Annotated in this window: 27 protein-coding genes and 1 tRNA gene; 17 read left to right on the forward strand and 11 right to left on the reverse strand. The window is 41.5% G+C overall.

Annotation, left to right across the window (positions count from 1 at the left end; all coding sequences use genetic code 11):
• The first annotated feature begins 329 nt into the window (after positions 1–329).
• The 3 genes from GDK41_RS04940 (at position 330) to GDK41_RS04950 (ending at position 2905) form a co-directional block, all read left to right on the forward strand.
• Positions 330–539, forward strand: coding sequence for a cold-shock protein (locus GDK41_RS04940; protein WP_152085367.1), 210 nt, complete (start codon positions 330–332; stop codon positions 537–539).
• Between the two features lie 204 nt (positions 540–743).
• Positions 744–1049, forward strand: coding sequence for an H-NS histone family protein (locus GDK41_RS04945; RefSeq protein ID WP_152085368.1), 306 nt, complete (start codon positions 744–746; stop codon positions 1047–1049).
• A 110-nt stretch (positions 1050–1159) separates the two neighbouring features.
• Positions 1160–2905: a DEAD/DEAH box helicase gene (locus GDK41_RS04950; RefSeq protein WP_152085369.1), complete on the forward strand. Its 1746-nt coding sequence runs from the start codon at positions 1160–1162 to the stop codon at positions 2903–2905.
• Between the two features lie 32 nt (positions 2906–2937).
• Here the strand turns inward: GDK41_RS04950 and GDK41_RS04955 are convergent, their stop codons facing one another.
• Positions 2938–3267 carry a ribonuclease E inhibitor RraB gene (locus GDK41_RS04955; RefSeq protein ID WP_152085370.1) on the reverse strand — a complete coding sequence of 110 codons (330 nt, stop codon included), beginning with the start codon at positions 3265–3267 and terminating at the stop codon, positions 2938–2940.
• 165 nt (positions 3268–3432) lie between these two features.
• Here GDK41_RS04955 and GDK41_RS04960 point away from each other — a divergent pair, with 165 nt between their 5' ends.
• The 3 genes from GDK41_RS04960 to GDK41_RS04970 all read left to right on the forward strand — a co-directional run bounded on the left by GDK41_RS04960 (position 3433) and on the right by GDK41_RS04970 (position 9785).
• Positions 3433–5157, forward strand: coding sequence for an autotransporter assembly complex protein TamA (locus GDK41_RS04960; RefSeq protein WP_232056524.1), 1725 nt, complete (start codon positions 3433–3435; stop codon positions 5155–5157).
• Between the two features lie 131 nt (positions 5158–5288).
• Positions 5289–8864, forward strand: a complete 3576-nt coding sequence (locus tag GDK41_RS04965) for a translocation/assembly module TamB domain-containing protein (RefSeq protein ID WP_172971550.1) — start codon at positions 5289–5291, stop codon at positions 8862–8864.
• Positions 8865–8915: 51 nt separating this feature from the next.
• On the forward strand, positions 8916–9785 hold the full coding sequence (locus tag GDK41_RS04970) for a peptidylprolyl isomerase (protein WP_152085372.1): 870 nt from the start codon (positions 8916–8918) through the stop codon (positions 9783–9785).
• On the opposite strand, the gene queF is transcribed toward GDK41_RS04970, so the two are convergent.
• Positions 9772–10617: an NADPH-dependent 7-cyano-7-deazaguanine reductase QueF gene (gene queF, locus GDK41_RS04975; protein ID WP_152085373.1), complete on the reverse strand. Its 846-nt coding sequence runs from the start codon at positions 10615–10617 to the stop codon at positions 9772–9774. The two genes, GDK41_RS04970 and queF, sit on opposite strands and share 14 nt — an antisense overlap.
• 59 nt (positions 10618–10676) lie before the next feature.
• Between queF and syd the strand changes: the two genes are divergently transcribed.
• On the forward strand, positions 10677–11216 hold the full coding sequence (gene syd, locus GDK41_RS04980) for a SecY-interacting protein (RefSeq protein WP_152085374.1): 540 nt from the start codon (positions 10677–10679) through the stop codon (positions 11214–11216).
• Between the two features lie 8 nt (positions 11217–11224).
• Here the strand turns inward: syd and GDK41_RS04985 are convergent, their stop codons facing one another.
• The 3 genes from GDK41_RS04985 to GDK41_RS04995 are packed head-to-tail and all read right to left on the reverse strand — an operon-like array spanning position 11225 to position 12539.
• Positions 11225–11998 (reverse strand): Zn-ribbon-containing protein, encoded by a 774-nt coding sequence (locus GDK41_RS04985; RefSeq protein WP_152085375.1) that lies wholly within the window; start codon positions 11996–11998, stop codon positions 11225–11227.
• A 1-nt stretch (position 11999) separates the two neighbouring features.
• Positions 12000–12263, reverse strand: a complete 264-nt coding sequence (locus GDK41_RS04990) for a hypothetical protein (protein ID WP_152085376.1) — start codon at positions 12261–12263, stop codon at positions 12000–12002.
• A 48-nt stretch (positions 12264–12311) separates the two neighbouring features.
• Positions 12312–12539: a DUF2789 domain-containing protein gene (locus GDK41_RS04995; RefSeq protein WP_152085377.1), complete on the reverse strand. Its 228-nt coding sequence runs from the start codon at positions 12537–12539 to the stop codon at positions 12312–12314.
• A 102-nt stretch (positions 12540–12641) separates the two neighbouring features.
• Here GDK41_RS04995 and GDK41_RS05000 point away from each other — a divergent pair, with 102 nt between their 5' ends.
• Positions 12642–13274 (forward strand): GNAT family N-acetyltransferase, encoded by a 633-nt coding sequence (locus GDK41_RS05000; protein WP_152085378.1) that lies wholly within the window; start codon positions 12642–12644, stop codon positions 13272–13274.
• Between the two features lie 630 nt (positions 13275–13904).
• On the opposite strand, the gene GDK41_RS05005 is transcribed toward GDK41_RS05000, so the two are convergent.
• The 3 genes from GDK41_RS05005 to GDK41_RS05015 all read right to left on the reverse strand — a co-directional run bounded on the left by GDK41_RS05005 (position 13905) and on the right by GDK41_RS05015 (position 16339).
• Positions 13905–14936 carry a S66 family peptidase gene (locus GDK41_RS05005; protein WP_172971551.1) on the reverse strand — a complete coding sequence of 344 codons (1032 nt, stop codon included), beginning with the start codon at positions 14934–14936 and terminating at the stop codon, positions 13905–13907.
• Positions 14937–15007: 71 nt separating this feature from the next.
• Positions 15008–15310, reverse strand: coding sequence for a DUF3301 domain-containing protein (locus GDK41_RS05010; protein WP_152085380.1), 303 nt, complete (start codon positions 15308–15310; stop codon positions 15008–15010).
• Positions 15311–16339: a DUF3549 family protein gene (locus GDK41_RS05015; protein WP_152085381.1), complete on the reverse strand. Its 1029-nt coding sequence runs from the start codon at positions 16337–16339 to the stop codon at positions 15311–15313.
• A 139-nt stretch (positions 16340–16478) separates the two neighbouring features.
• Between GDK41_RS05015 and GDK41_RS05020 the strand changes: the two genes are divergently transcribed.
• Genes GDK41_RS05020 through GDK41_RS05030 form a run of 3 tightly spaced genes read left to right on the forward strand, consistent with a single transcriptional unit; the run spans position 16479 to position 17973 of the window.
• Positions 16479–16802, forward strand: a complete 324-nt coding sequence (locus tag GDK41_RS05020; RefSeq protein WP_232056525.1) for a YqcC family protein — start codon at positions 16479–16481, stop codon at positions 16800–16802.
• Positions 16796–17530: a tRNA pseudouridine(65) synthase TruC gene (gene truC / locus GDK41_RS05025; RefSeq protein ID WP_152085382.1), complete on the forward strand. Its 735-nt coding sequence runs from the start codon at positions 16796–16798 to the stop codon at positions 17528–17530. The genes GDK41_RS05020 and truC overlap by 7 nt, the downstream gene beginning before the upstream one ends.
• Positions 17530–17973 carry a flavodoxin gene (locus tag GDK41_RS05030; protein ID WP_152085383.1) on the forward strand — a complete coding sequence of 148 codons (444 nt, stop codon included), beginning with the start codon at positions 17530–17532 and terminating at the stop codon, positions 17971–17973. Before truC ends, GDK41_RS05030 begins: the two co-directional genes overlap by 1 nt.
• A 23-nt stretch (positions 17974–17996) precedes the next feature.
• Here GDK41_RS05030 and GDK41_RS05035 read toward each other — a convergent pair whose 3' ends face one another.
• A complete protein-coding gene (locus GDK41_RS05035; RefSeq protein WP_152085384.1) occupies positions 17997–19565 on the reverse strand; it encodes a LysM peptidoglycan-binding domain-containing protein in 1569 nt (522 codons plus the stop codon).
• Positions 19566–19650: 85 nt separating this feature from the next.
• Complete coding sequence (gene gloB, locus GDK41_RS05040) at positions 19651–20418, reverse strand: hydroxyacylglutathione hydrolase (RefSeq protein ID WP_152085385.1); 768 nt, start codon at positions 20416–20418, stop codon at positions 19651–19653.
• A gap of 52 nt (positions 20419–20470) precedes the next feature.
• On the opposite strand from gloB, the gene GDK41_RS05045 reads away from it, so the two are divergent.
• The gene (locus tag GDK41_RS05045) at positions 20471–21229 is read left to right on the forward strand and encodes a class I SAM-dependent methyltransferase (protein WP_152085386.1); all 759 of its coding nucleotides are present in this window, start codon (positions 20471–20473) and stop codon (positions 21227–21229) included.
• Between the two features lies 1 nt (position 21230).
• On the opposite strand, the gene rnhA is transcribed toward GDK41_RS05045, so the two are convergent.
• Positions 21231–21695, reverse strand: coding sequence for a ribonuclease HI (rnhA, locus tag GDK41_RS05050; RefSeq protein ID WP_152085387.1), 465 nt, complete (start codon positions 21693–21695; stop codon positions 21231–21233).
• 70 nt (positions 21696–21765) lie between these two features.
• Here rnhA and dnaQ point away from each other — a divergent pair, with 70 nt between their 5' ends.
• From dnaQ to GDK41_RS05075, 5 genes are all read left to right on the forward strand, one after another.
• Positions 21766–22473 carry a DNA polymerase III subunit epsilon gene (dnaQ, locus tag GDK41_RS05055; RefSeq protein ID WP_152085388.1) on the forward strand — a complete coding sequence of 236 codons (708 nt, stop codon included), beginning with the start codon at positions 21766–21768 and terminating at the stop codon, positions 22471–22473.
• A 12-nt stretch (positions 22474–22485) separates the two neighbouring features.
• On the forward strand, positions 22486–23835 hold the full coding sequence (locus GDK41_RS05060; RefSeq protein WP_152085389.1) for a TIGR03503 family protein: 1350 nt from the start codon (positions 22486–22488) through the stop codon (positions 23833–23835).
• A gap of 98 nt (positions 23836–23933) precedes the next feature.
• Positions 23934–24010, forward strand: a tRNA-Asp gene (locus tag GDK41_RS05065).
• A 168-nt stretch (positions 24011–24178) separates the two neighbouring features.
• Positions 24179–24766 carry an ABC transporter ATP-binding protein gene (locus tag GDK41_RS05070; RefSeq protein ID WP_152085390.1) on the forward strand — a complete coding sequence of 196 codons (588 nt, stop codon included), beginning with the start codon at positions 24179–24181 and terminating at the stop codon, positions 24764–24766.
• A gap of 6 nt (positions 24767–24772) precedes the next feature.
• A complete protein-coding gene (locus GDK41_RS05075; protein ID WP_152085391.1) occupies positions 24773–25843 on the forward strand; it encodes a DUF6136 family protein in 1071 nt (356 codons plus the stop codon).
• The last annotated feature ends 26 nt before the right edge of the window (positions 25844–25869 follow it).

The following is a 25869-nucleotide window of genomic DNA, read 5'->3' on the forward strand; positions in this document are numbered from 1 at the left end:
TCAAACATCTTGAAAAATGATATAAAACGCGCAGTTGCGCGTTTTTTTATGCGCGAAGAAGCATTATTTTATTATGAAATTTGGGTGAGATTTGTACCGTTTGTGATTTTATATGTTACGCTTAAAGGGCTTTGAGTTTTTGCTGTTCTATGGATTTAAGAGTTGCGGTAAGGAAGCTTCATTGGCAGTCGGTTACTATAATTGAGCGTGTTAATGAGCACTAAGTTTTTTTTGCTGTATTTATTATTCCGAAAAGTTGCGGCGCAAGCTCAGGGAGACCGCCATTTTAGGCAAGTGTTAAATTGATCTGACTTACAGGAATAATAGGTATGTCTAATGCTAAAACAGGTAAAGTAAAGTTTTTTAATGAATCAAAAGGCTTTGGCTTTATTGAACAAGAGAATGGCCCTGATGTATTTGTGCATTTTAGCGCTATTTCGGGTGAAGGCTTTCGTACTTTGACTGACGGGCAAGCGGTATCGTTTGATGTCAAGCAAGGTAAAAAAGGACCTGAAGCTGAGAACGTTGTGGCTATATAAAGCTCATTTTACCTGAGGAGTGACGCAAAGTTGCTCCTATTCCTTCCTTTAATCTTTTTGCCTACCAAATTTCAATTATATTATTTGCTTTATTATATTTATATGCAAAAATATAGTAATCAGAATATAAAGTAATTTTATTTACAGTTAATTCTAACTTACCTTTTTTAGGTATTTAATCCAAATAATATAAGAGTACTATCAATGCGTGAAATTAAGTCTTTTATCAAATCTGCGAGTTTTAATGAGCTGGAAAAAGCTGCTGAATTAATCAACGAAGCAATTGAGTCTCAGCGTGAACAGCAGCAAGTAAAAGAAGAAGTATTAGCACTGATCAAAGAGAAAGGGTTAACGCTTGACGATTTAGTATCTGGAGCCCCAGTTGATAAACGAGCAAAAGTTAAACCAAAGTATAGAATCGAAAAAGATGGCCAAGTATTTGAATGGACGGGCCGAGGAAAAACACCCAAAGCGTTTGTTGGTGTAAATTTGGACGATTACAGAATATAACTGAGCCAGTTACTAACTTTATTTATTTTTAAAGGCTCTAACAGAGCCTTTTATTTCGCCACGTCATCTATTATGTGTATAATAATTTAACCGTATCTCATTAGTCAGAGGTGCATATTTATACACTCAGACCATACCAACAAGAAGCTGTTTATAATACGATAGCTCACTTTAAGCGCAGTAATGAACCGGCTGTAATCGTATTACCAACAGGAGCTGGTAAAAGTTTGGTTATTGCTGAACTAGCTCGTTTAGCTCGACACAAGATCCTTGTTTTGGCACATGTTAAAGAGTTGGTAGAGCAAAATGCTCAAAAATACGCTAGCTTTGGCCTCACAGCGAGTATATTTTCAGCAGGTTTGAAACAAAAGTCGCTTGCTGAGCAGGTCACGTTTGCGAGTGTTCAATCTGTTGCGCGCAATTTAGATGAGTTAAATGAGTTTTACTCCTTAATAATCATCGATGAGTGCCATCGGGTGAGTGGTGAGCCGCAAAGCCAATATGAAAAAGTGATCAGTAAATTAAAGACCTATAATACAAACTTAAAGGTATTAGGTTTAACGGCAACGCCCTATCGATTGGGTATGGGCTGGATATATCACCGTCACTACCATGGATTTGTAAGAGGAACGCACTCCAGCCCATTTAAATCATGTATTTATGAGTTGCCGCTGCGTTATATGATCAAAAATAAGTATTTAACGCCACCCAAAGAAATTGACCCTGCAGTTTCTCACTATGACTTTTCTCAATTAGAAACAGATCAATTCGGCGCTTATTCTCAAAAAGATATGAATACCTTGTTAGCATCTCAAACCAGAGCGACTTTTAGTATTGTTTCTCATATTATTGAACTCAGTGAAAAGCGCCAAGGTGTTATGATTTTTGCGTCTACAGTGGAGCATGCAAAGGAAATATTGGATTATTTACCCAGTGGCAATGCTCAGCTGATAATTGGTGATACAGAAAATATACTTAGAGATAATATTATTAATGATTTTAAAAATAAAAAGTTAAAATACTTAGTAAATGTTTCTGTATTAACCACTGGTTTTGATGCACCTCACGTGGATCTAATCGCAATTTTAAGACCTACAGAATCAGTAAGCTTATATCAGCAAATAGTTGGACGAGGCTTACGTTTATCTAAACATAAAACAGACTGTTTGATAATTGATTATGCTGGGAATAATTTTAACTTATTTAACCCTGAGGTGGGTAGCAAAAAGCCTACGTCTGATTCTGAGCCGGTTCAAGTGCTATGTCCCGGTTGCGGTTTTGCCAATATTTTTTGGGGTAAAATAAATGATCAAGGTCAAGTTATCGAACATTATGGCCGACGCTGCAAGGGCTTGCTAGGTGAAGGTGCTGAGCAGCAACAGTGTGACTACCGTTTTCGTTTTAAAGAGTGTGAAGCGTGTGGCAGTGAAAATGATATTGCCGCTAGGCAATGTTGGCAGTGTCATGTCACTTTGGTCGACCCTGATGATAAACTACGGGCGGCATTAAATCTCAAAAACGCAATGGTTTTAAGGTGTAGTGGCCTGAGTGTGACTTTGTTAAATGAGCAAAAAATCAAAGTAACTTACTTTGATGAAGATGGCGCAAGTTGTGATGAAATATATGATTTTTCTAACCCCAAGAGTCAATATGTGTTCAATGCTGATTTCGGTAAAAGAACTCGGCAAAAAACTTCACAGATAAGGTGGCAAAGTGCTCAGCAGGTTGTGCAAATGCAAGGCGTGCTATGTGCTCCTGATTTTGTCATCGCCAAACAGCACAAAAAGTATGGTTGGCAGGTTAGCGACAAGATATTTGACTATGAAGGACATTATCGCGTTGCAGATAAATCTTAGAGCCCTTACTTGGGGCTCCAAGAAATAGGTATTTACTCGGGGGCCATAATTCCCCAGCCATCGCCATAGCCTTCGTGGCCATTTGCGATACTTTCCAGATATTGCTCTGTCTGGCTCAGTAATTGATGGTCGGGTACCATTTTTATTGAGGTTATCACTTCCCAAATTCCAGTGTCTTTGCATTGCTGCAACTGCGTTAGTGGTGCAAGCTCATCTTCAGAGATAGCTTTGAGAAAAGACTCTGCCTGTGGCTTTTGTTCAAATAAGATGAAAAAGTCGACTGAATGTAATTGCGTCAGGTCAATACCTGCTTCTGCTATTTCTTGAAGAAGCTGACCATTATCGTCGTCTGGGAATTGCATAGTTAAATCCAAGTAAATCAATTAATGCTATTGTCGATGATTAACGCTCAAATAAAAAGAGGGTAAGAGAAAATTAGTCACTATTTGCATATCTAATGTTCATAGGGCGTTATGTTTGTATATGATAATATCTACTTTATGGTCAATGGCAGGAATTATTAGCACGTGTTGAGGGTTGTTTTATTTATGTTGGTGCTAGGTTCAATAGCACTGACTTTTAATGTGCGCGCGCAAACACCATGGGTATTAAAGCATGTTAATATTTCTGGTGCGCATAGTGAGGCACAAAATAATGTTGAGGGCGTTATTCAAGGGTATCTTACTCAACCTTTTGATAAGCAACAGCTGGCAAATATCCGAGTATCAGTGGCGCAAGCACTTCAGGCGATGGGTTATTACCACAGCCACATTACGGTAGCCCAAAAGCCGAACCATGAAACATTAGACATTCACATTCAACTTAACGAGCCATTGCTCTGGAACGAAATTAATATCGATATTACGTCAGATGCTAAGCGCGATGAAGTGTTACACAAGTTACTGGCTCAGCTGTCGATTAAAGCTAACAAAGTAGTACGCCACGACCAGTATGAACAATCAAAATCTGCCCTTGAAAGTATGTTGTTAGAAAGAGGGTATTTCGATTTCAAGTGGGTCAAAAATGAGCTGTTGATCCACAAGCGTAAGCGACTCGCTAAAGTAAATTGGCATTTAGACTCAGGGCCTCGTTACCGGTTTGGCAAGTTAACTATTAGCAAACATACACAAGCTAGTCAGTACATACAGTCATTAGCCACGTTTAATTATAACGCTGCATTTGATAGTGCTTTATTGTCTGACTATACCTTGGCCTTGAATGCAACGCCTTACTTTCGCTCTGCGAAAGTTTACCCTTTGCTAAAAGACAGACAAAACGGTTTGTTGCCAATTAAGGTTGATGTGCTTGATAAGCCCGCCAATAGTTTTGAAGTAGGTGGTGGATATAGTACGGACTTGGGGGCTAAAGGCCGGCTTAAATGGAGTAGACCTTGGATAACTGAAAATGGACATTTTTTTGAAGGGAACTTATCTGTTTCTGAGCGTCGTCAAGACATCACCGGGAGTTATACAATCCCCGTAGCTGATCCTAATAATGATGTTTGGCGAGTATTAGGGGGCTATCAAATAAACGATGATGTTCAGCAAGGTATTGATAGTAAAATATGGAATGTGCAATTGCAGCGCCAATGGCTAACGGACGATAACTGGGTGCGTACCGCTTTTGTTAAAAGGGAACACGAAACAACCGAACAAGATGGTGAGCGATTTAAATCTGAGATGCTTGTTCCTGGTATCAGTTATGCAAAAAAACAAAATAAAGGCGGAGCAACGCCTTATTGGGCAAATGAGCGTCTTATTTCTTTAGAGGTTGCAAGCGATTCGTTGGTTTCCTCTACTTCGCTGGTTAAGGCGCGTTGGAACAATGCTTGGCTGCGCAGTTATGAGCAAACACACTTTGCAATTAGTCGTATTAATTTAGGCGCTATTGTGGTTGATGACATCCAATCTGTACCATTTAATATGCGCTTTTTTGCAGGTGGAGACCAAAGTATTCGTGGATTTTCGTATCGCTCTATTGCACCAAAAGAAGGCGCAAAGGTGATTGGAGGTAAGTATTTGGTCACCGGGTCCCTTGAGTACAATTATCAATTTTTACCGAGTTGGCGAGCTGCCTTGTTTATTGACGCAGGAACGGCAACCAACGACTTTTCGCAAAAATGGTCTGTGGGTGCCGGATTTGGTATTCGCTACTTAACACCTGTTGGACCGATTCGTTTGGACCATGCATGGGGAGTCAGTAAAGCCAGTAAAAGCACTCGTTTGAGTATTGTAATAGGACCAGAGATTTAATGTTACTGAGCATGCGTTTTAAAAAAGTACTCGTTGGGGTATTCGCTCTTTTAGTTGTGGTTTTTTGTATATTCGCGACGGCTCCAGGCCATCAACTGATTGTTTTTACTATAAATAAGAGTATACCGAGTTTGAGCATCAAACTGGGAGAAGGCAGGCTATTATCGGGCACGCCTATTGATGTAAGTTATCAAAATGAGCATACCTCATTTTCAGCGCAACAGCTGGAAGTGTCATTGGAATGGCTTAGCTGTGCCACTGTGTGCTTGGATATATCTGCTCGAAAAATAGATATGCACCTAAAGACTAGGCCAACAGAGCCTGTGCCAGAGCAAGAAAAAGGGGAAGTAAATGCCCCAATTCACTTGGGGATTAAAAATTTTTCAGTAACACAAATTAACGCGTCAATAGATGGGCAGCATATACAGCTATCACAACTTAAAAGCTCACTGAATTGGCGCAAAGAGCGCCTACATATCAATAATGTTGAGTTACATGCGGGTAAACTCTCACTGTTAGAGCAACCTTCAAAGCCTATGGTTTTGCCTAAAGTTATACCGGCAATCGAAGTTGAAGTTCCTAATATTCCCCTTAGTGTGATTGTTACTAGCGTGTTTGTTAAACAGTTTGATGTAATACAAGGGGAACAAGCAACACAGCTTGGTAACTTATCAGCTTATGCAGAAGTAAACAGTTCAAGCGCAAAGTGGCAAATTTTTGATGCGGTGATCTCCAGCTCGGCAATTTTAGATGGCGACTTAGCAAAGATGCAGTTGCACTCTAATGGTTCTATTGATTGGTCAAACAACTGGCAAATTCAAAGTAATAGCGCTTTGGAAGTGGCTCATAGCCAGCTGAGTTTAAATACTTCAGGCCCTCTGTCTCAGTTACAAGTTAGTTTTCACAGTAAAGGTGCATATCAAAGTGCGGTTAACGGTGAATTCAACTTAACTCAAAATAACTGGCCTTTTGACGTAAAGCTAAATGCTCAGCAGCTAAAATTTGAAAATGTGCTGACAGCGCCTTTAGAGCGACTAACGGTGGATCAATTATCACTGCAGGCAAAAGGCACTTTAGATGATTATGCGCTCACCTTGAATACAACAGGCAGTAGTGAAACAAATTCTGTGTTTGTCATAAAGAGTCGCTTACAAGGCTCTCTTTCTGGGGTGGCCATCAAAAACACGCAGTTTCGATGGCGTGACTCCGAAGCAAATTTATCTGCTCATGTGGATTGGAGGAGTGGAGTTACAGCGAAGATAAACGGGCAGATAGACAAAATTCCACTGATATTATTATCACCTAAATATGAAAATACCCAACTAGGTGCAAACATAGTAGCAACGGTTGCAATAGATGAAGAGCAATGGCAAACCGATGTTCAGCGCTTTGAGCTCAATGGGTACTTATCAGATAAGCCTGTCAACACAACAGCAAAATTTTCAATTAATCAAGATCTTGAAGGGGAGCTGTCTCGTTTAGAGTTGGATTATGGCAGCAATAAACTGACCATGTCCGGTAAGTTAGGTAAGCAACTCAAACTTAATGGGCGCCTAATATTAGCGCATAGCGCAGATACCTTTTTACCAGTTGATGCCAAGATGGATGCTGAGTTCGTATTAAATGGCTCTTCGCAAACCCCCGAGATTGCTATAAACGCCAATGTGAAAAGTTTACGTTATAAAGATTTTTTGCTTAACAATGCGATAGTCGATTTGACCTCAAATAGTGCGCTTAATTGGCAAACGTACGCAAGCATACAGGCTGGCAAAGTCTCGTATGATACGACGATTGTCGAAGATATTGACGCATCTTTGCAAGGTGATTTGGCAAAGCATACGTTTGCGATAACTTCTCACGGAGATATAGCTGCGGCTGTGCATCTCAATGGAGCTTGGCGAAATCAGCAATGGCAAGGGCAAGTGTCTTCAGCAACAGTCAGTTATTTACAACAGAGCATGTCACTGGTAACCCCTGCTAGTATGATTGTTTCACAATCTGAAGCGCAGTTTGATAAACAATGCTGGAAGGTTTTTGATAGCAGAGCGTGTATATCAGCAAAACAGAATTTTAGTTCAGGTGATGGTCTTGCCAATATTGAACTAAGCCAGCTGATGCTGAAAGACTTTAACCCTTGGCTAAAAAATGTGGCGACCTTGGAAGGGATTGCAAGTGGCGAGTTGTTTGTTGATTGGCGATCTGGGCAGCTTAATCAGGCAGATGGGCAACTCAAACTTCAACAAGCTAAGGTAACGACCAAAGAGGGAGAGCGCGCGCATACGCTGCCAATTGAAAACCTCACTGCAACCCTCGGCAGCACTCGTGAGCTTGCTAGTATTAATTGGCAAGTAAACTCTTCAATGTTAGGGAGGTTGAGCGGACAAGTTGCTATGCCATTGACGGGTATAGGCCAGCCTAGTGGCTCAGTAGAAATTATCCATATGTCGCTGTCGCCATTGTCGGCGATTTTAAGCAAAAGTTTAAAACAGCCGATAGAGCTTTCTGGAGACATTAGTGGTCAATTGGATTTACACGGTAATTTACGCAGTCCGACTATCTCTGGGCAAATTAGCGCAAGAGATATCGCCATGCAAAGTGCGATGTCGCCTGTTGCTCTCGTCTCCTCTAGTGTGGATATAGCGCTTAATGATAAAAATGCGGATATAAAAGGAGAACTGCAAGCGTTACAAGGAGGCACTTTATCTTTAGATGGGCAGGTTTCTTGGGAAGGTCAACCTGTGGCAAGTATCTCTGCCGTTGGTAAGGATTTTTTAATAGCTCCTCAGCCCAACGTGGAAGTATCTATTTCACCCAATTTAATACTTAAATATCAACAGAATAAGGCTTTTTTAACTGGTCAATTACAAGTTCCTTTTGGACGCATTGAAATACAAACATTACCAGCTGGTGTGGTTCAAGTATCGCAGGATCAAGTAATTGTAGATGCACAGCAAGAAAAGGTAAGTCGCTCACCTATTGCTTACACAATTGACTTGGATGTGTCGGTTGGCGATGATTTTAGAGTCAAAGCGTTTGGCTTAGATAGCTATATTGCTGGTCAATTAGATGTGACCAAATTACCTGCAAGTCCCTTGTTGGCAAGTGGTGAGCTGTCGTTAAATGAAGGTCGTTATAGCGCTTTTGGCCAAGATCTATTAATTAAAACGGGGTTAATTGGGTTCAATGGGGCTCTAAACAGGCCTTATTTGAATGTTCGTGCTATTCGTAACCCAGAAGTAACTGCGAATGATGTTGAGGCTGGAATTGAGTTATCGGGTAGTATCTCTTCCCCGAAATTTTCTATTTACTCTCAACCTGCAATGGATCAATCTCAGGCGCTTGCATATTTACTCAATGGAGAACCTATTGGTGAGGGAGATAATGCTAATAGCACTGTTTTGACACAACTTTTATTAGCTCAAGGGTTAAACCGAAGCGAAGGACTGGTTTCCAAAACGGGTGAAAAGTTGGGTTTTAAAGACGTTTCACTTAGTGCAAGAGGAAGCGGTGAGTCAACAAAAGTGGAAGTGTCTGGATATTTGACACCAAATGTTCAAGTAAGCTATCGGGTTGGCGTTTTTGACTCTTTGAGTGAAGTGGCTATTCGCTATCGAGTATTTTCTAAACTTTATGTTGAGGCAACGAGTGGCTTATATGACAGTATTGATTTATTGTACAAATTTGATTGGGAGCCCAAGAGTCAGTAGCTCAATCAATAACAACAATAATAACAATAATAACAAGATTAAGGAAAACGGATGAAACCACGTCAGATTCTATGCACCGCGATGCTTGCCGTTTGTGCAAGTACTGTAATTGCTAAGCCACTCAAAGCGCCACATGAAGTAATAGCACAAGCGCCAGAGGAGGCTTGGCGGGTTGTTGATACGAACAATGTAATTAAAATACAACTACCTACTGGGGCTACCTATGTAGAGCTCAACCCGTTGCTAGCTCCTAGACACACGAATAACCTAAAGTTACTTGCCCGGGATAAATTTTATGACGGGCTGAGTTTTTATCGTTTTGTTGAAAATTTTGTGGCGCAAGGAGGGGATGACAGTGGCGAGAAACCGATTAAGTACGGTAAAAGAACGCTTAAAGCTGAGTTAACTTTGCAAAGCGATTCGCCCATTGACATCATTGAAGTTGATACTAATGATGGTTATGCCCCGCGCACTGGGTTTTTGAATAGCTTTGCTGTGGCGCAAAGTAGTGACGGTAAACAAACTTGGATGGTGCACTGTACGGGCACGTTAGGTATGTCTCGCGGCGATGAGTTAAACTCTGGGGGGACTGATTTTTATATCACATTAACGCCGCAACGATATTTAGATAAAAATACCACGGTATTTGGGCGTGTGCTATCGGGTATGGAGCATGTTCAGAGACTGCATCGCCAAGCTAGTGAAACAAAGCCTTTCAACCCAATTAAGTCGGTTCGCGTGCTTTCAGATATTTCAAAAGATGATAAACAGCGCTTCAAAGTACTAGATACGGCACATCCATCTTTTAAAGCACTTGTTGCTGGGAGAAAAAACAGACCAGAGGCTTGGTTTGTTGCCAAGCCTAATTATGCTGATGTGTGCGCAATACCGCTGCCAGTAAAAGCCTTTACTGTCGATTAGTGCGAATTGCGTATGGGGTTTTATTTTGCTCGCTGGAACGGTAAGGGTTGATATCAAGCCCTCCACGTCTAGTGTAGCGAGCATATACTTCTAGCTTTTCAAAGCCAAAGGTATTCATTAAATCGCAGTAAATACGCTCTACGCATTGCTCATGAAATTCATTGTGACTGCGAAATGAGATCAGGTAGCGCAGTAATGAGTCGTGACATACTTGCCGACCGGTGTAAGAAATAACGATACTCGCCCAGTCTGGCTGTGATGTGATCAGACAATTTGACTTAAGTAAGTGGCTGTGTAGCGTTTCGCTTACTTGGTCTTGCCCTTTGCCTTTCAGTAGGTTGTCTTGTGGGCTATATACATCGACCTCAATATCTAGCTCATCAATGCACAAACCAGGCATGTCGGTAAAGGGTAAGCATGCAAAGTCATTAGGTTTGTAGAGCGTAACGTTTACTTGCGTATTGGCAGCTTGAGATAGATCTTTTTGCAGTATCTCCCTTACAGCCTCTTCACTTTCGAAATGACTTTGGTTAAAGCTATTGAGATACAACTTAAATGACTTAGATTCGATAATATGGGTGCTCTGGCATGGGAATACAAAGCTTGCTACAGCCACTTGCGGTTTGCCCTTTTTATTGAGCCATGAAAGCTCATAACCTGTCCATGTGTCCTCACCTTTAAAAGGCAATGCAGACTCATCAACGGAAATCTGGTCTCGATTAAGCTTGCGCGCAATAGGGTGCAGCAATGATGCATCGTATTGAGACGCGTATTGTGTGGTTTTCCCCAGTGCCGAGGCTTTTAGTTCGGGGGCGTTTGAGTAATCTGTCATGTTTCACCATTTGTGGTTACAATGGCGACATTATAACGGATCATATGACGGTTAGCAGTATGGCTTTAAAGCAGATTTTATCTCAATTACACGATAATTACGCAGCGGCGTATCAGCGGTTGCATCAAACATTACCTTGTATGTATTACGATCCACAGTGGCCAAGTCCTTGTGAGGTAGGAGAACCTTTAGATGAAGAGCAGATCCAATGGCGAGCGGTTGCTCAGCCAGCAGAGAATGATTTGCAAGCATTGGCTAAGGCACTTGAATGTGAGATACCAACAGCGCTAGATACCTATTACAGTGCTTTTTATGCGGGTAATATTGTTGCCAATGTTGAGGGTCATCAGATTGAGTTATTACAGGCATGGAACCAAGAGGATTATATTAGGTTACAGCAAAATATAACTGGGCACGTGTTGATGAAGCGTAAACTAAAGCAAAAAGATACAGTATTTATTGGGCTGACAGAGCAAGATGATTTATTGTTGAGTGTGATGTTAAGCACGGGAGAAGTATGCCTCGAATATGTAGGAAAGCCACCACACCATGTATTAGCGCCTGATCTAGAGACGTTTTTACAGCAAGTGGCTTGTTAACGGTCCGATTACTGGAAATCCCAAGAGATATTGGATACCAGCTCGCAGTTATCACAGCGAAAGTCAAAGATGCCAAACCATGGCTCTTGCAAAGCCCAATCTCCATTGCAGCTTGGGCATTTTCTTTGTTTTTCAGATTCTAAGCTTTCTCCACCCACGCGGTAAATGTAGTAAAAGACCGGTTTTTGGGTTAAAAATCGAATACGTTTAGATAAGTCCATCCCACGGCGGAACAGGTCACTTTGGGTGCTAGAGATCTCCTCAAGCGCGGCAAATTCGCAACGTGTAGCGCCATTGATTTGAATTTGATCACATGCTTGCCAGTCTTCTTGCCACTTGATCAGCGCTTTATAATCACCATTGGCAATCGCGGGTATCTTATATAGTGGCACAGGTAAAAAATCATCCCCACAATAAAGTGGACTACATGTATGTACATACGTTGTGTAGATAATATAACTAGAAGGTGTTTGGCACTTATCTGCGCCATTGGCATGAATATCTTGACCTATAACCTTCACTTTTGGGGCAAGCAGTCCTGCTTTTTGCAGTCCATCAATGGCATGTTTTACGAACGGACTATGATTTAGAGGATGAAGGGCATCTTCTAAAGGGCACATTACGCGAGTAATGAAGTATCCGTCTTTGAGTACAGTTGGAAATTCATCACCAATAATTTGGCCATTAAAACGTAGCGCGTTTACCACGCGATTAATTGCAACTTCGGCCATATCTAACGTAGTGTCTTGGTAGCAATCAAAAGTTAAGTCGACAACAAACATATTAACCTTTCTCTAGTAGGGTAAGTAGGCGGTCTAGTTTTTGCTCAATCCGGTCAAGTTGACTTTGTTGCTGTAAGTTATCTTGGTCTGAGGTTGAGGCTAAGGGTTGCTCGATGATTGCTGGATTATTTTTATAGGCGCTGAGCCCCGCAATAATAACTGGCATAGGAACAGATTCAGATAAACAAGCTTTAGTAAGAGCGACACTTGGGGTTTTGCCACTATTGACTAGTTCGGCAATGGCTTTTTGCACGGCAGGATGCATGCGCTTTACTCCAAAAAAATAAAGCGCATCATAACATAGCTTAAAACCTTAGCGTAGCATGGCATCAAGTTCATCAATTAACTCACACCAGTCGGCGTCTTCACGCAGCGACTCTTGAATAAAGTGCTTTTGACCTTCATTCCAAAAAGGCGCGTCACAAAGCAGCACATCGTCAGCGATACGGTGCTTATCAATAAATTTAGCAATTTGATCGGGGGAGTTGTCTAACCCCAGTTGCGCAAACAAGTTTGCAAGATTGTGCTTGCTGGTATCCATAATACACTCCGTAAGTTGCCTAAAAAACACTCTGTAACTATAGTAGACAGTGCTCCTATCAACAATCAGTTCGCCATAATAACAACAACATAAGGGGACATTATGCATGTTCTAGAAAAGCAAAACCTGTCGGTTAAGTATTTATCAGCTGAGGATATGTCGGTTACAGCAAGTTTATTGTATCAAGCGTATCATGATGATGATGTGCTGCGCAGCGTGTTGTCGGCTAAAGACAACAGTAGTTACGAAGCTAAGCTAAGAGCGTTTATCCGTGAAGAGCTCTCAAGTTTTGGGCAGGGTCAACAGCCCATGGTCGGGCTGTTTAATGAGCAACACCTTTACGCGGTCGCTTGTGTGTTAGAGTCGGATACTAAATTACAAGCATCTAGGTATTGGCACTGGAGGTTAAGGTTAATGCTCAGTGCTGGATATTTACAAACCCAGCAGCTAATAGAAAAGGAGAACACGATCCGCTCGGCGTTAGAAGAGTATGGGCATTATTACTTTCTGGCATTTATAGCAGTAGACCCGCATGTTCAAGGACAAGGGTTAGGCCATTATTTACTGACTGGGTTAGATGATCTCATATCCAGCAATGATGATGTGACTGGTATGGCTGTTTTTGTGACTCAGGAATCGCAAAAAGCGTTTTTCTTGTCCCATGATTACGAAGTGATAAAAGCGCTCTCCTTTGAAAAAGTAACAGGGGAGTTACTGTTTAAAAAACGGCAATGAGACAGAATGGAAAATACAGTGTGAGAATTCTCTTACATAGATGTACGCAAAGGTGTTTTGTGCTGCGGACATAGGTCATTGTTTTGTTGTTAATGTTTTGTTTTTAAAGTGGTTTGTGTTTTTTTCAATAATATTTCACTCGGGAAATTTAGTTTATTCGCTTTTTGATTAATAAATTGCGAGTAAACTTAATCATGTCAGGAAGACAAAGCGAATAGGAATCGCAAATAGGATATGGTGCAAAGGGATAAATTGCATATTATGGAAATCGAAAGGAGCAAGGAGCGATTAAGGAACCCATAGGATGTGGGAGCATATCAAGATGATGTGCACAAGGATGGTAGGATAGGCGCTGGAAGTGCTGGTTAGGGAGCGCTCAGGATGAGTGAAGTGGAGGCCATGATGGCAAGAGGATAGTCACAGGAAGTGGCAAAGGAAAAAGCAAGGAGTGGTGCTCGGGTGTAGCTAGGATGTATACCCGTTCAGGGGATGAAGAAAAAGGTGGCTTCACGCATAAGGTATGGATAACCTATCATGGATGTAGTCAGAACTAGGCGCGGCCGATGTTGCGCCTTAGTTTTTTCTGAGCTTCACTAGTTGTGTATTTTCAAAATACGACCCATCACATAGTTAGATAAATGCGCTTTCACATAACGTGAGGCGGCCAGAGCTTATATCAACTTTGCACTTAATACCCAAAGGTAGAATGACTTGAGGATCCGTATGGCCAAAGTCTAAATTGGCAATGATTGCGAGTTGCTCGTTACTAAACTCTTCTTTAACCACACTGACTATTGTTTTTTCTAACTGGATCTGCTCTTTTTCATTGTAGTCCCGTGGTCTGCCAATGAGCAGCGCGCTGAGCTTATCAAACACTCCCATCACACCATAATTGCGCAGCCAATAACGAATAGAGTCAATTGAGGGCTTTTCTTCTGAGGTCTCTAAGAAGAGCACTTTATTTTGCCAAAAGTCTGGAGATGGCCAATAATCGGTGCCTTTGAGCATTTCTAACACTTCCATACACCCACCGAATAACCTTCCCGTTACAGTGTGATTTCCTTGTAATACTTGAGGTCCTCTGCTTTGAAGTATGATCGCCCGCTTACCTGTATTTTCGATATTTGCCCAATCAGGGTAACCATGGCTATAGTGGCTAAATGTGGGCAGTTCTAGCGTATTTGAACAACCTGTCAAAAAGTTGCGAATGTAACTTTGATAGTTATTATCAAAGTTATGGAACTGGGCAAAGCCTGCCATCACCGAAGGGCCATTGAAAGTAACTAACCCAGCTTGATTAAGCGTGGTTGTTATGCTGGTGGTATCAGAAAACCCCATAAAAAACTTGGGATTCTTTTTTATTGCTTCAATATCTAAGTCTTTGAGGATTCGAGCAGAATCGGAGCCGCCAATGGTGGCAATGATGCCATCTATATCAGGGTTTTTAAACGCTGAGTTTATGTCATCAGACCTTAATTTGGGGTTTTGGAATAGCGTTGTAGCTGCCATTGTTGCACTTGGATATTCAATGATATTAAAGCCTAGTGCCTTTAGGTTTTGTAATCCTTTTTGGTAAATGTGCGGAAATAAGTAAGGGCCACCCCATGACGGAGAGACGATAGCGAGTGTGCTTCCCTTATGCAGAGGTTTTGGTTTTATCATGGCTATAATCCTTCATAGGTCATTGCTAAAAGGTTACCAACGGGTTTTTGCTAAAGCAAAGTACAAAGTAGCTAAGCTATCCTATGAGGCGGAATATCCGTTTTAACAAGTCGGCTATTTTCTAAATGTAACGTGCCCTGATAAACACTCTCGCCATCAGAGCTAAACTCAAAAGTAAATTGGCTTTTTATTCCCGGCTTTCCATTTCGTAGAATGCCGAGGCGGCGTTTTTCACAAGCGACGCTTATTAGCTGAACTTGCAGTTTTTCAGTTTGGTGTTGGGCATGCTCTTTCGCTGCTTCAGCCGCTTGCCTGCTCGTCCAAAACAATGCGATGATCGCACCGAAAATAATAAAAAGCCAAAGTGTTGCCATCTATGAAAATAACCTACCGATTGCGCGTGACAGCTCATCACTACGATTTTCTGCCCTTAGAATAGCTAAAACATGTGGGCGAAGTGTTGGAATTGCAACTAGATCTGCAAAAATGCTGGCAAATAACCCTTCTACTTGTTTGTTGTTTGCTGCACACTCCAAGAATTTAAATAAGCGTTCTGGCTCAGAAAATACTTCCCAGCAACGCCCTGCCAAGGTTAGTAGCACATCCGCTTCAAAGCGATAATGGCTCTGTAGCAAAATATCAACACTTTGGGCCACTAATCCAGTAGCCTTACTTCCAGAGATAGCTCTTAAGTTACAAATAAGTTCGCTGAGGTTATGCTGCTCAATAGAGGTATTTATTGCGTTTTGTAGTTGCTCTGAAAATGCAGTACTTACTGAAATATGTTCAAGCATCGCACTTAATGGCTGTTTAACTTCAATTGGCAAAGAGGACCAGACCTGCTGAAGATTTGCATTGTTTTGGCCATGGTCTAGGCGAAAGGCAAAATCAGCGATACCTTGAACAGCCAAGTTTTGCCAAGCATCTTGTGGTAATTTTCCAGCAAAGTATAGCTCGCTATACTCGTAATATTGCGAAGCAGGGCGGTTTAACTCTTTTTTCAGTAGTGCATTAAATGCCGCAAGTTTGTTGGCGTTAGGCGTAAAAACATAAGGGTTATTGTCAAGCTTGCCATCAGCTTGCTCACCAGTTAACTCTGTGCCGAGTGCTTCTAGCACCATGCTGGCAAAGTGATCTCTACTGGCAACAACTAATTTGCTCTGCTCATCCAAAGGTAGCTTCAAAAACCAAACGTAAGGGTCAGCAGTGGCTTGATTATCCCAAAATTGAATTGCCACTAGGGCATGGCCTGCTAGGGGGGAGGGATAAGGAACTTGTGCCGTTTCTATCTGCGCAAATTGTTGCTTGTCTATTTTGGTTATTCTTCGGCCAATGTCATAAACTCGCCATTGTGTGCCCGCTGCACTCAAAAGTTCGCCTAAAGTAGAAATTTGCGCTGTCATGATTCACCCACTTGATTAATTTGGATGGCGATTATAACCATAATTAGGGCTACTGATAAGCAAGCGCTGTGTTACAGACCATTATTTGGGTATAATTGCCAGATAAGTGTTAGATAGAGTTTTAATAGTGCAAGTCCATTTGAGTCAACATATCCAAATGCTTTTACAGGCATTAGAGCAAACGCTGATGAGAGCAAAACTATGGCAGATGGCTCCCTTAGAGCCGACATTATTGCAATCAACTCAGCCTTTTTGTTGTGATACGATGCGTTTTGAGCAGTGGTTACAGTTTGTGTTTATACCCAAAATACACGCCATTATTGAGCAGGGGTTACCTTTACCAGCAAATATTGCAATAGCACCAATGGCGCAAATGACTTTGAGCACTCATGACCACTATAACGCGATTCACAGTATTTTAGAGCGTATAGATAACAGCTTATCTGCAGGTGATGTATGCTAGAAATCGTCTATCAAGATGAAAATTATGTGGCGATTAATAAGCCGTCAGGTTTGCTCGTACATCGCTCTTTTCTTGATAAAAGAGAAACGCAATTTGCCATGCAAATGCTCAGAGATCAGCTAGGTCAGCATGTGTTTCCTGTTCATCGTTTGGACAGACCCACTTCTGGGGTTTTACTATTTGCACTGAGTTCTGAAGCGGCGCGAGATATGAACCAATTATTTATTGAAGGACAAATCGAAAAACGTTATTTAGCCCTAGTCAGAGGGTTTGCGCCAGAGTCAGTTTTTTTAGATAAACCGCTCAAAGAAGAGCTGGATAAAATCGCAGATAAGTTTGCAGATCAAGATAAAGCGCCGCAAGAGGCGCAAACACAGTTCAACTGCTTACACCAAGCTAGTTTGCCCATTCCTTTTGGTAAATACCCAAGTATTCGTTACAGCCTAGTGGAGTGTTTTCCCAAAACAGGTAGAAAGCATCAGATCCGTCGTCATCTCAAGCATTTGGCGTATCCTATTCTTGGTGACGTGAATCATGGGGATAATAAACACAATCACTTTTTTTACGAACATTTTGGATTGCAAAGATTGATGTTGTTTGCAACTACATTAAAGTTTGTACATCCTTACACCAAACAAACAATAACAATCAAAGCCCGCCTTGGGGAGCAAATGTTGTCTATTTGTGAGCAATTAGGCTGGCCTGCGACAGAGAAGGACTATCAATAATGGCATCAGTATCGATATTTGTAGGCAGTATGTACGGTAATGCAGACAACTTAGCAGCAGAAGTAAAAAACAAGCTGATAAGCCTTGGTCATGAAGCGACAGTATTCGAAGATGGAACAATTGAGCAGCTGGTGGCAGCAGACAATTTGCTATTTATCACCTCGACAACAGGCGCAGGAGATTTGCCTGATAATATTCAACCATTGTTTTCGCAAATGCAAAGCCAGTTTCCGATGTTAACCAATAAAAAAGTTGGAGTGATTGCACTTGGAGACAGCAGCTATGGTGACACATTCTGTGGTGGTGGTCGTCAAATCGATGCATTAGTGCAAGAGCTTAATGCCACATTACCTATTGAACGACTAGACATCGATGCCTGTGAGCACTTTGAGCCTTGGGAGCCAGCCGCACCTTGGCTTATGCGCTGGGCTGCAATACTATAAAAAAAGCGCCTTCGGCGCTTTTTTTATGAACTTTTCACATCCACTTGGAGTTTTAATTTTTGCCCTGGGTAAAGGTACTTCTGTCCTTGTAAATCGTTCCATTTCACTATTTCTTTTATTGTGAGGTTGAACTTTGATGCAATTCTAGCCAATGAGTCACCACGCCTTACCTTATAAGTAATGGTACGGTTGGTGGTATTCGTGTTTATCTGTTCGTTTTTTGCTTGCTGATAAACTGTCAGCTTTTGTCCCAATCGCAAAATAGAGCTAGGCTTGAGTTTATTCCAGCTGGCGAGTTGTTTTATTGTGACATCGTATTCACGGCTAATATCCCATAAAGTATCCCCGTTGGTGACAACGTGAACCTTTTTAGCGCGTTGTGTTTTGGCAATAGAATTTCTAACATTTGATGGGAGATGCTCGCTTTTTAACTCTCCTTCACTAAGCGGAACAAGTAAATTCTGGCCTATGCGGATAATATGAGAGTCTAGCTTATTTAATGATTGAATAGCACTTGCACTAGTTGAAAACTTAGCTGCGATGACTGAAAGCGTATCACCCCTTTTAACTGCATAGTGCTGCCAGCGTAAGCGATCTTTAACAGGCGTTGCTGCTAGTTTTTCCTTAAATACATCTACTTTGTCTGCAGGAAGTAAGAGTGAATGAGGACCATTTGGATCGCTCGCCCAACGGTTGAAAGCTGGGTTAAGTCTATAAAGTTCTGTTAGAGAAATATCAGCCATATCAGCGGCAAGTGCCAAGTCGATTTGCGAGCCAACATCAACGGACTCAACAACTTGTGCGTTAATAATTTTCTTCCAGTGAACATTAAATTCATCTTGTCGTTTTAACAGATCAGACAAGGCTAGTAGCTTAGGTACATAAGCGGTGGTTTCGCGAGGTAAATCCAAAGACCAAAAGTCGGTTGGCAAATGTTTTTTGCGGTTCTTCCTAATTGCTTTTAGTAACCTTCCTTCACCGGAGTTATAGGCTGCAATGGCATTAAGCCAATCGCCTTCTAGTGTTTTGTGAAGATAGCTCAAATAATCAAGGGCAGCTCGGGTTGACTGAACAATATCTCTACGCCCGTCATACCACCAGTTTTGCTTTAGATTGAATCTTTCACCGGTTTTTGGCATAAACTGCCAAATGCCAGAAGCACTGCGGTGTGAGTAGCCAAAAGGGTCAAAAGCACTTTCAACGATTGGAAGTAGTGCTATTTCTATTGGCATTTGGCGCTTTTCTACTTCCTCAACAATAAAGTACAAGTAGGGTTCTGCACGCTTTGAAATACGATCTAAATACGCTTGATGGCGTTGGTAATAGTTACGTTCAGCAACTACAGGTCGATTTTGTGGCACATCAATTGATAGTTGATAACGGATGCGCTCCCATACGTCATCGAAAACAGGGGCTGGCTCGTCGACTTCTATAGGTTCTTGAATTGCATTGAGTAATGTATCGCTGATCTCTGCTGGGCTGGCACTATTTAGTTGTGATGCCGACAACTCCATTGATTGGTTTGAATCTGATACAGTTTGACAGCCACTCAAAAGCACTGTTAAGACTAAGGAAATTGACAATTTATTCATAGATATTTTTCTGTTACTCGCGCAAAAACCCGCCAATACTACCTTTTAAGTAAATATATTAAAAGTGATTAGTGTAGCCTAGCGTTTAAAAGGTGTCTTTCCAAGCTCTTAATGCTGCAAATACTTTCCAAGGCGCCGATAAATCCTTGCACAAATGTTGAGGAATATTTGCCGTGATGGACGTTATACTTGAGCGCAAAAACGGGTTGATTGCACGCTCTTTCGCAAATGTACTGGGAAGAGTAGGCTTGTTACTACTTACCTTCGTGGTAGCCCATTCTTGGTAGTTTTGAATATCGACATTGTTGGGTTCCACGGCGTTTGCAAATGCTAAATTGGTTAAAGTGTATTCATGAGTGCAATACATAAGCGTGCTATCATGTAAATGCTTAAATTTACTTAATGAACGCCACATTTGCTCGGCATCTCCTTCCATCAGGCGGCCACAGCCACCACTAAAAATAGTATCCCCTGTAAAGCATAATGCCTCGTTGAAGTAGCAGATGTGGTCAAGCGTATGGCCTGGTGTTTCAATAACATTCAGTTGCATGCCCAGTACATCGACTTGATCACCTTCTTGGAGTGGATGAGTAATCCCTTTAAATGGTGAGTTTGTCGGGCCATATACTGCGATTGAGGGAGCATGTTTTAACAATGTTTCTATGCCATTGGTATGATCCCAATGGTGGTGTGTGACCAAAATACCTTTTAACGTGGCATTTTTTTGTTTTAGATATTCTAAGACGGGCTCCGCTTGGCCCGGATCGACAACCCACACATTTTGTTGAGCCTCATTATATATTGCCCAAATGTAGTTATCGTTAAAAGCTTTGATAGGGTCTACTTGCACCATAGTAAATTGCTCTATAAAGTGAGTGTTAGCATTAGTATAACGAGCAAACTTGATGAAACCAGCCTTAAGTTTTCAACAAGGCCCAAAGCCCCTTGAATGGCAAGATTTTCCTCATGGGGATTATTTGCGGATCGGCATAGAAAGAAGAATCGGAAAGTGGCTTCCGAGAATGTTTGGCTATCATATGCTAAAACTGGGGAGTTTAAGCGGTCAAATTGATACATCTAAAAGCAGTATTAAGCATCAAGTCTGTGTGTCACCTCATGCGCTTGGCCATGTCGGTGTAATTGCTGAAATTGATGAGTTACCATTTTCAGAGCATAGTGTTGATGTCTGTGTGTTAAGTCAAAGCCTCGAATACCACTCTGATCCTCATCATATTTTACGTGAGGCACACCGTACCTTGATCCCCGGAGGGTACATAGTGATCAGTGGCTTTAATCCCTTTAGTTTGTGTGGCATGGCCAGCATGTTGCCATTTAGTCGTGAAAAACTGCCATGGTCTGGTCGCTTTTTTACACCGTCACGGGTAAAAGATTGGTTAGATTTATTGGGTTTTGAGATTTTGGCAGATGAACGATTCATTCACTCATCCCTTGCACGAGGCAGTCGTTTATCTCGTTTCGCGCCATGGCGGCGATTTTGTAGGCACTACTTGAAGCCAATGGGAAGTTGTTACTTACTGGTAGCTAGAAAGCGTGTTGCGCCTCTGACTCCCATAAAGCCGAAATGGCATGCAAGGCCAAAATGGGCGCCTGCGGTTAAAAGTGCGCGTTTATCGCAAACGCGCTCAACGAATGAAAAACCGTAAACTAAGCTTGGTAGCCCTCATCGACTTCTAAAGAATTAGACGATGCAGCTTCGCGTGCCAAATCATCGACAAGTTCGTTATATTTATTGCCGCTATGTCCTTTTACCCAACGCCACTCGATATCATGGCGTTGACATGCTGTATCTAGCCTTTTCCATAGGTCTACGTTTTTCACAGGGGCTTTAGCAGCTGTTTTCCAGTTGCGCTTTTTCCAGTTTTCTAGCCACGACTCAATGCCTTGTTTTACATACTGGCTGTCAGTGTACAAGATAATCTGGCAAGGTCGCGTCAGTGTTTCGAGTGCGACTATAGCGGCTAACATTTCCATTCGGTTGTTAGTCGTAAGCTCATAACCCTGTGCTAACTGCTTTTCATGGCCTTGATAACTCATGTATACACCGTAGCCGCCTGGGCCCGGATTCCCAAGACATGAGCCATCGGTATAAATCTCTACTGTTTTTTGCACGAATAGACCTGTTTTTATGTAGAATGTAATTATTAATGGTTAACCATAACAAAGTTGGGCTTCAGACGATATGTTAAAAAGGCAAATAGTCCTAGATACAGAAACAACAGGGATTGACCCTAAAGCAGGCCATAGGATCATTGAGATCGGGTGTGTAGAATTGATCAATCGCCGTTTAACAGGCAATAACTTTCACGTATACATCAACCCTCACAGAGAAATTGAAGAAGAAGCCATCGATGTACACGGTATTACCAATGAATTTTTGCGTGATAAGCCAATGTTTAACCAAGTTGCGCAGGAGTTTTTTGACTATATAAAAGGTGCAGAGCTTATTATTCATAATGCACCGTTTGACGTTGGGTTTATGGACCATGAGTTTGCTATGCTTAATCAAGGCTTTCCTGCTACGCATGAGTACTGTCAAGTATTAGACACGCTCGTTATGGCGCGTAATTTGCACCCAGGTCAAAAGAATAACCTAGATGCACTATGTCGACGCTATGATATTGATAACTCAAAGCGTACATTACACGGCGCTTTACTGGATTCTGAGATATTAGCTGATGTTTATCTTGGTATGACAGGGGGCCAGGTTAAACTGAACTTGGCATCAGGTAATGAATCGAACGAGCAAGATGACGGCGGTAGTATTCGTCGATTAGCACCAGACAGAGCAAGGCTAAAAGTTGTAAAAGCGTCTTCTGATGAACTGTTAGCCCACGAAGCTAGATTACAATTGGTTAATAAAGATGGCAATACGCTGTGGCAAAAGTAACGAGGTAACAATATGAGGCGGTTTTGGTTTGGGGTCATCTTAATGGTGATAACAACTTGTTTGATGGCTGCTCCCTCGGTCACGGTTCTTGAGCGTGACGGTGTCTCTAATGAAGTGCCATTGTTAGACAACCGCTTTAGAATTGACCACAAAGTTGAAAAAATATCGTTGCTATTTTTTCGAAAACCCGGCTCACCCGCTGTTGTATTAGTGCAGCCAGATGGTAGCAAAATCTATGCGACACATGCGTTACGCGATGACTCTTTGCAGTGGCATGATGAAGTGAGCTTTGACTTAATTGTGATAGATAATCCAACGCCAGGCCCTTGGCAAGTCATAGGTAATATTCAACCAGATAGTCGAGTTATGGTTATTGGTGACATTGAACTAAAGGTTGAACCATTGCCCCCGCTTATCTTTAGAGGTGAAACACTGAAGGTGACCGGAAGGGTTACAAATGATGGTGAGCCTATTGATATAGGGTACTTTCGTGAAGTTGTATCTTTGGTTGTTGATTTTGTAAGCACCAATAACGAAAACTATGACAATTTTGGTGCGGGCACACAAAGTGTGACTGAGTTCAAAGATGATGGAAGAGAGTTTGACGAGCGCCCAATGGACGGTGTTTTTACTGGCGAGTTTAAACTGACTTTTCCAGCTGGGGAGTGGCGTCCTGAGTTTCATATCGAAACGCCTTTAGTGAAACGTAAAGTTGCTGCAAAACCAATTTTATTATCGGAACCTCCGTTTGATTATCAGCTTAGTGTATCAAAGAGCGAAGAGTTTGATCATGAGTTGATGATTAAAATAGATAATCAAACAGTTAACCCTGAGTCATTGATATTTCAAGGTAAAATATTCTATCCAAATGGTGAAGAGCAGCCGTTTACCTTAGAACCAAAAAATCGTTTGTATCGAATTTTACCAGTTAAGAACTATGATTGGGGCAGATATAGCATTGAGCTGTCAGCATTTGGAGAAAATATTAATGGCCGCGAGTTTATGGCGACGCTACCAATGTATAAATTTGAAATTGAGCGACCAATAGAAAAAGTACCTGAACTCGCTAAGCCAATTCCTACTGTACTAATTCCTGAGCCTGAGCCGGAACCAGAAGTGAACACAACTTTGGTGGTGACTGTTGTTGTCATAGGCAATTTATTTGTTCTGTTAATTGGTTGGCTTGCTTTTAGGGTGTTAATTCAAAATAAGCCCATAAAATTTAATTTTAAGCTGCCTTCATTTTTAAAAAAGGGAAAAGCGACTGAGGACGAAAAGGACGAACAAAAAAAGCCAGATGAAAATGGCTCAAAAAATGACAAATCAGGTGATATTTTGAACCTTTCGATGACAGATGACTAAAAAAGCGGGTTATTTTCAAAAAAACTGTTGACTCTCATGGGGTCGATTCGTATTATTCACGCCGCTGTCAGGGAGCACTCTGGTAGCAAGAATAATGTGGAGTGGTAGTTCAGTTGGTTAGAATACCGGCCTGTCACGCCGGGGGTCGCGGGTTCGAGTCCCGTCCACTCCGCCATTTTGATACTCTCCCTTATAAATCTTACAAAATTCAATTTATTTTAAATTGCTTCAATACGCGATTTTCAAGATTCATCATCTGCATATTACACATACTTTGTAACGAAAAAAGCACCAAAATGCGTTCCTAAATTGATAAACTTCCTAAAAAAAACAGGAAGTTGAAATGATAGAAATAAATTCGCTGAATAAGCAATACGCAGATAAGTTAGTGTTTCGCGATTACTGTAGTCAATTCACTCATCAAAAAACATGCGTGACTGGAGAAAATGGCCTGGGTAAGACCTCCTTATTCGCAATCATCGCGGGGTTAGATCCTCATTTCTCGGGTCAAATATTTTTATCAGGTAAGCGAGTGACAAACTTACAAACGCATGTTGCGCTTGCTTCTGATCGGGTGTCTTTTCCAAGCTTTTTAACCTCACGGCAAGTGCTGTTGATGACTAATCAAGCTTGGCAGTGTGAAATGCCTTTGTCTTTTGCCGAAGAGCTAGGGTTTACTTCGTTTTTGGATACACGAGTAGCTGCTCTCTCCTCTGGCAATAACAAAAAGCTACAACTATTAAACGCGATTATGCGTGGCACGGAGTATCTTATTTTAGATGAGCCAAGTGCCGCGCTCGATAAGCATGGAATTGACGTGATCTGTCAATGGTTAAGTCATTATCAAGGACATGTTTTGATAAGCAGTCACGAGCCTAAGCCATTTTTAAGTATTGGCTTCGTTTCTCAACCTCTGTTTAGTCAGAAGTAGACGCTTATGAGTTACTTTCAATATCGTGTTTATGCGTATCGATATGCGCTTAGAGAGCTTGCTAGGCAAGTGCAGCAGTTTGTTTTGATGCTTTCTACTTTGTTTTATGTATTTCTTCCAGGTCTTGTAGGTGCGTTGTTTTTTGGTCTTGGTCGGATTGTAGAAAATAACTCAACGCTAGCGGCAAACAAAGTGGCTTGGGGATACATTTTACTGCAGACGCTCACCCTTACTGTATTAAGGCCTATAGTTTTGGACTCCTCGCATAGAAGTTTTCATCTTTCGTTACTTAGGGGGACTCAAAAACAGCGAATTGCAGATATCACGCTAGTACTATGGAGTCATGTTCTGTTATGGATGTCACTCATTCTAGTTATTAGTATGGGCGGTGATAAGGTTGCTAGGGCACCACATTTAATCGTGTTTATTGTTACACAGGTGAGCTTCGCAATAGCGTTACTTTATAGAGCCCAGGGCGTTGTATACGCTTTAATATTTGCTCTAATGCTGCTGTTGTTTGAGTTATCTACGACGGTCTTTTTAGTTGGCATGAATATGTCGTTATTATTAGCCTGCTTCATTAAGCCGGTAAATTTCTCTTATCACCCTCAAAAAGTAAATGTTTGGGCATTCTGGCTGCTATATGGAATAACGAATGCTTGGTCTTTAGCATGGCGGTTTTCTATTAGCTTTTTGTTTATTTGGGGAGCAGCCATTGTCGGGTATGAAAGGCCAGAATTACTTCATTGGTATAGCCCTGCGGTTGCATTAATAGCTTTATTATTGTGGGGAACTTTATGCTTGAAAACGGCTAAATATCTTAAAGAACATCGCTTGTTTTGGTTAAGCATTCAGCAATATGGAAAGGCAAATATTATTCAGCACTTTTTGATTTTATGCCTATACCTGCTTACCTGGTTAATATGTGTCATGTTACTCAACTTGGATTTGTATGTGTTGATGGCATTATTAATTGCACCTGTTATAAGCTGGTGTGCAGCGAGTAAACCAAAGCTCCTAGCAGCGTGTTGGGGTTTACTGGCTGTGGCTTTGTATTTAGTTAAAGTTTTGCTTTAAATAGAAAAAAGCCAGCTGGTAAGCTG

Origin of the sequence: Pseudoalteromonas sp. A25 (genome assembly GCF_009176705.1) — a bacterium.
Taxonomy (GTDB): Bacteria; Pseudomonadota; Gammaproteobacteria; order Enterobacterales; family Alteromonadaceae; genus Pseudoalteromonas.

What these genes read in the sequence shown, in the direction of transcription:
- GDK41_RS05005 (WP_172971551.1), bottom strand. Translation starts at nt 14,936, where the DNA reads ATGATAAAACCAAAACCTCTGCATAAGGGAAGCACACTCGCTATCGTC.
- queF (WP_152085373.1), bottom strand. Translation starts at nt 10,617, where the DNA reads ATGACAGATTACTCAAACGCCCCCGAACTAAAAGCCTCGGCACTGGGG.
- GDK41_RS05015 (WP_152085381.1), bottom strand. Translation starts at nt 16,339, where the DNA reads ATGACAGCGCAAATTTCTACTTTAGGCGAACTTTTGAGTGCAGCGGGC.
- GDK41_RS05035 (WP_152085384.1), bottom strand. Translation starts at nt 19,565, where the DNA reads ATGAATAAATTGTCAATTTCCTTAGTCTTAACAGTGCTTTTGAGTGGC.
- GDK41_RS05030 (WP_152085383.1), top strand. Translation starts at nt 17,530, where the DNA reads ATGGCATCAGTATCGATATTTGTAGGCAGTATGTACGGTAATGCAGAC.
- truC (WP_152085382.1), top strand. Translation starts at nt 16,796, where the DNA reads ATGCTAGAAATCGTCTATCAAGATGAAAATTATGTGGCGATTAATAAG.
- GDK41_RS05070 (WP_152085390.1), top strand. Translation starts at nt 24,179, where the DNA reads ATGATAGAAATAAATTCGCTGAATAAGCAATACGCAGATAAGTTAGTG.
- GDK41_RS04955 (WP_152085370.1), bottom strand. Translation starts at nt 3,267, where the DNA reads ATGCAATTCCCAGACGACGATAATGGTCAGCTTCTTCAAGAAATAGCA.
- GDK41_RS04940 (WP_152085367.1), top strand. Translation starts at nt 330, where the DNA reads ATGTCTAATGCTAAAACAGGTAAAGTAAAGTTTTTTAATGAATCAAAA.
- GDK41_RS05000 (WP_152085378.1), top strand. Translation starts at nt 12,642, where the DNA reads ATGCATGTTCTAGAAAAGCAAAACCTGTCGGTTAAGTATTTATCAGCT.
- GDK41_RS05045 (WP_152085386.1), top strand. Translation starts at nt 20,471, where the DNA reads ATGAAACCAGCCTTAAGTTTTCAACAAGGCCCAAAGCCCCTTGAATGG.
- GDK41_RS04985 (WP_152085375.1), bottom strand. Translation starts at nt 11,998, where the DNA reads ATGTTTGTTGTCGACTTAACTTTTGATTGCTACCAAGACACTACGTTA.
- gloB (WP_152085385.1), bottom strand. Translation starts at nt 20,418, where the DNA reads ATGGTGCAAGTAGACCCTATCAAAGCTTTTAACGATAACTACATTTGG.
- GDK41_RS04970 (WP_152085372.1), top strand. Translation starts at nt 8,916, where the DNA reads ATGAAACCACGTCAGATTCTATGCACCGCGATGCTTGCCGTTTGTGCA.
- GDK41_RS05075 (WP_152085391.1), top strand. Translation starts at nt 24,773, where the DNA reads ATGAGTTACTTTCAATATCGTGTTTATGCGTATCGATATGCGCTTAGA.
- GDK41_RS05060 (WP_152085389.1), top strand. Translation starts at nt 22,486, where the DNA reads ATGAGGCGGTTTTGGTTTGGGGTCATCTTAATGGTGATAACAACTTGT.
- syd (WP_152085374.1), top strand. Translation starts at nt 10,677, where the DNA reads ATGGCTTTAAAGCAGATTTTATCTCAATTACACGATAATTACGCAGCG.
- GDK41_RS05010 (WP_152085380.1), bottom strand. Translation starts at nt 15,310, where the DNA reads ATGGCAACACTTTGGCTTTTTATTATTTTCGGTGCGATCATCGCATTG.
- GDK41_RS04990 (WP_152085376.1), bottom strand. Translation starts at nt 12,263, where the DNA reads ATGCATCCTGCCGTGCAAAAAGCCATTGCCGAACTAGTCAATAGTGGC.
- GDK41_RS04945 (WP_152085368.1), top strand. Translation starts at nt 744, where the DNA reads ATGCGTGAAATTAAGTCTTTTATCAAATCTGCGAGTTTTAATGAGCTG.
- dnaQ (WP_152085388.1), top strand. Translation starts at nt 21,766, where the DNA reads ATGTTAAAAAGGCAAATAGTCCTAGATACAGAAACAACAGGGATTGAC.
- GDK41_RS04995 (WP_152085377.1), bottom strand. Translation starts at nt 12,539, where the DNA reads ATGGATACCAGCAAGCACAATCTTGCAAACTTGTTTGCGCAACTGGGG.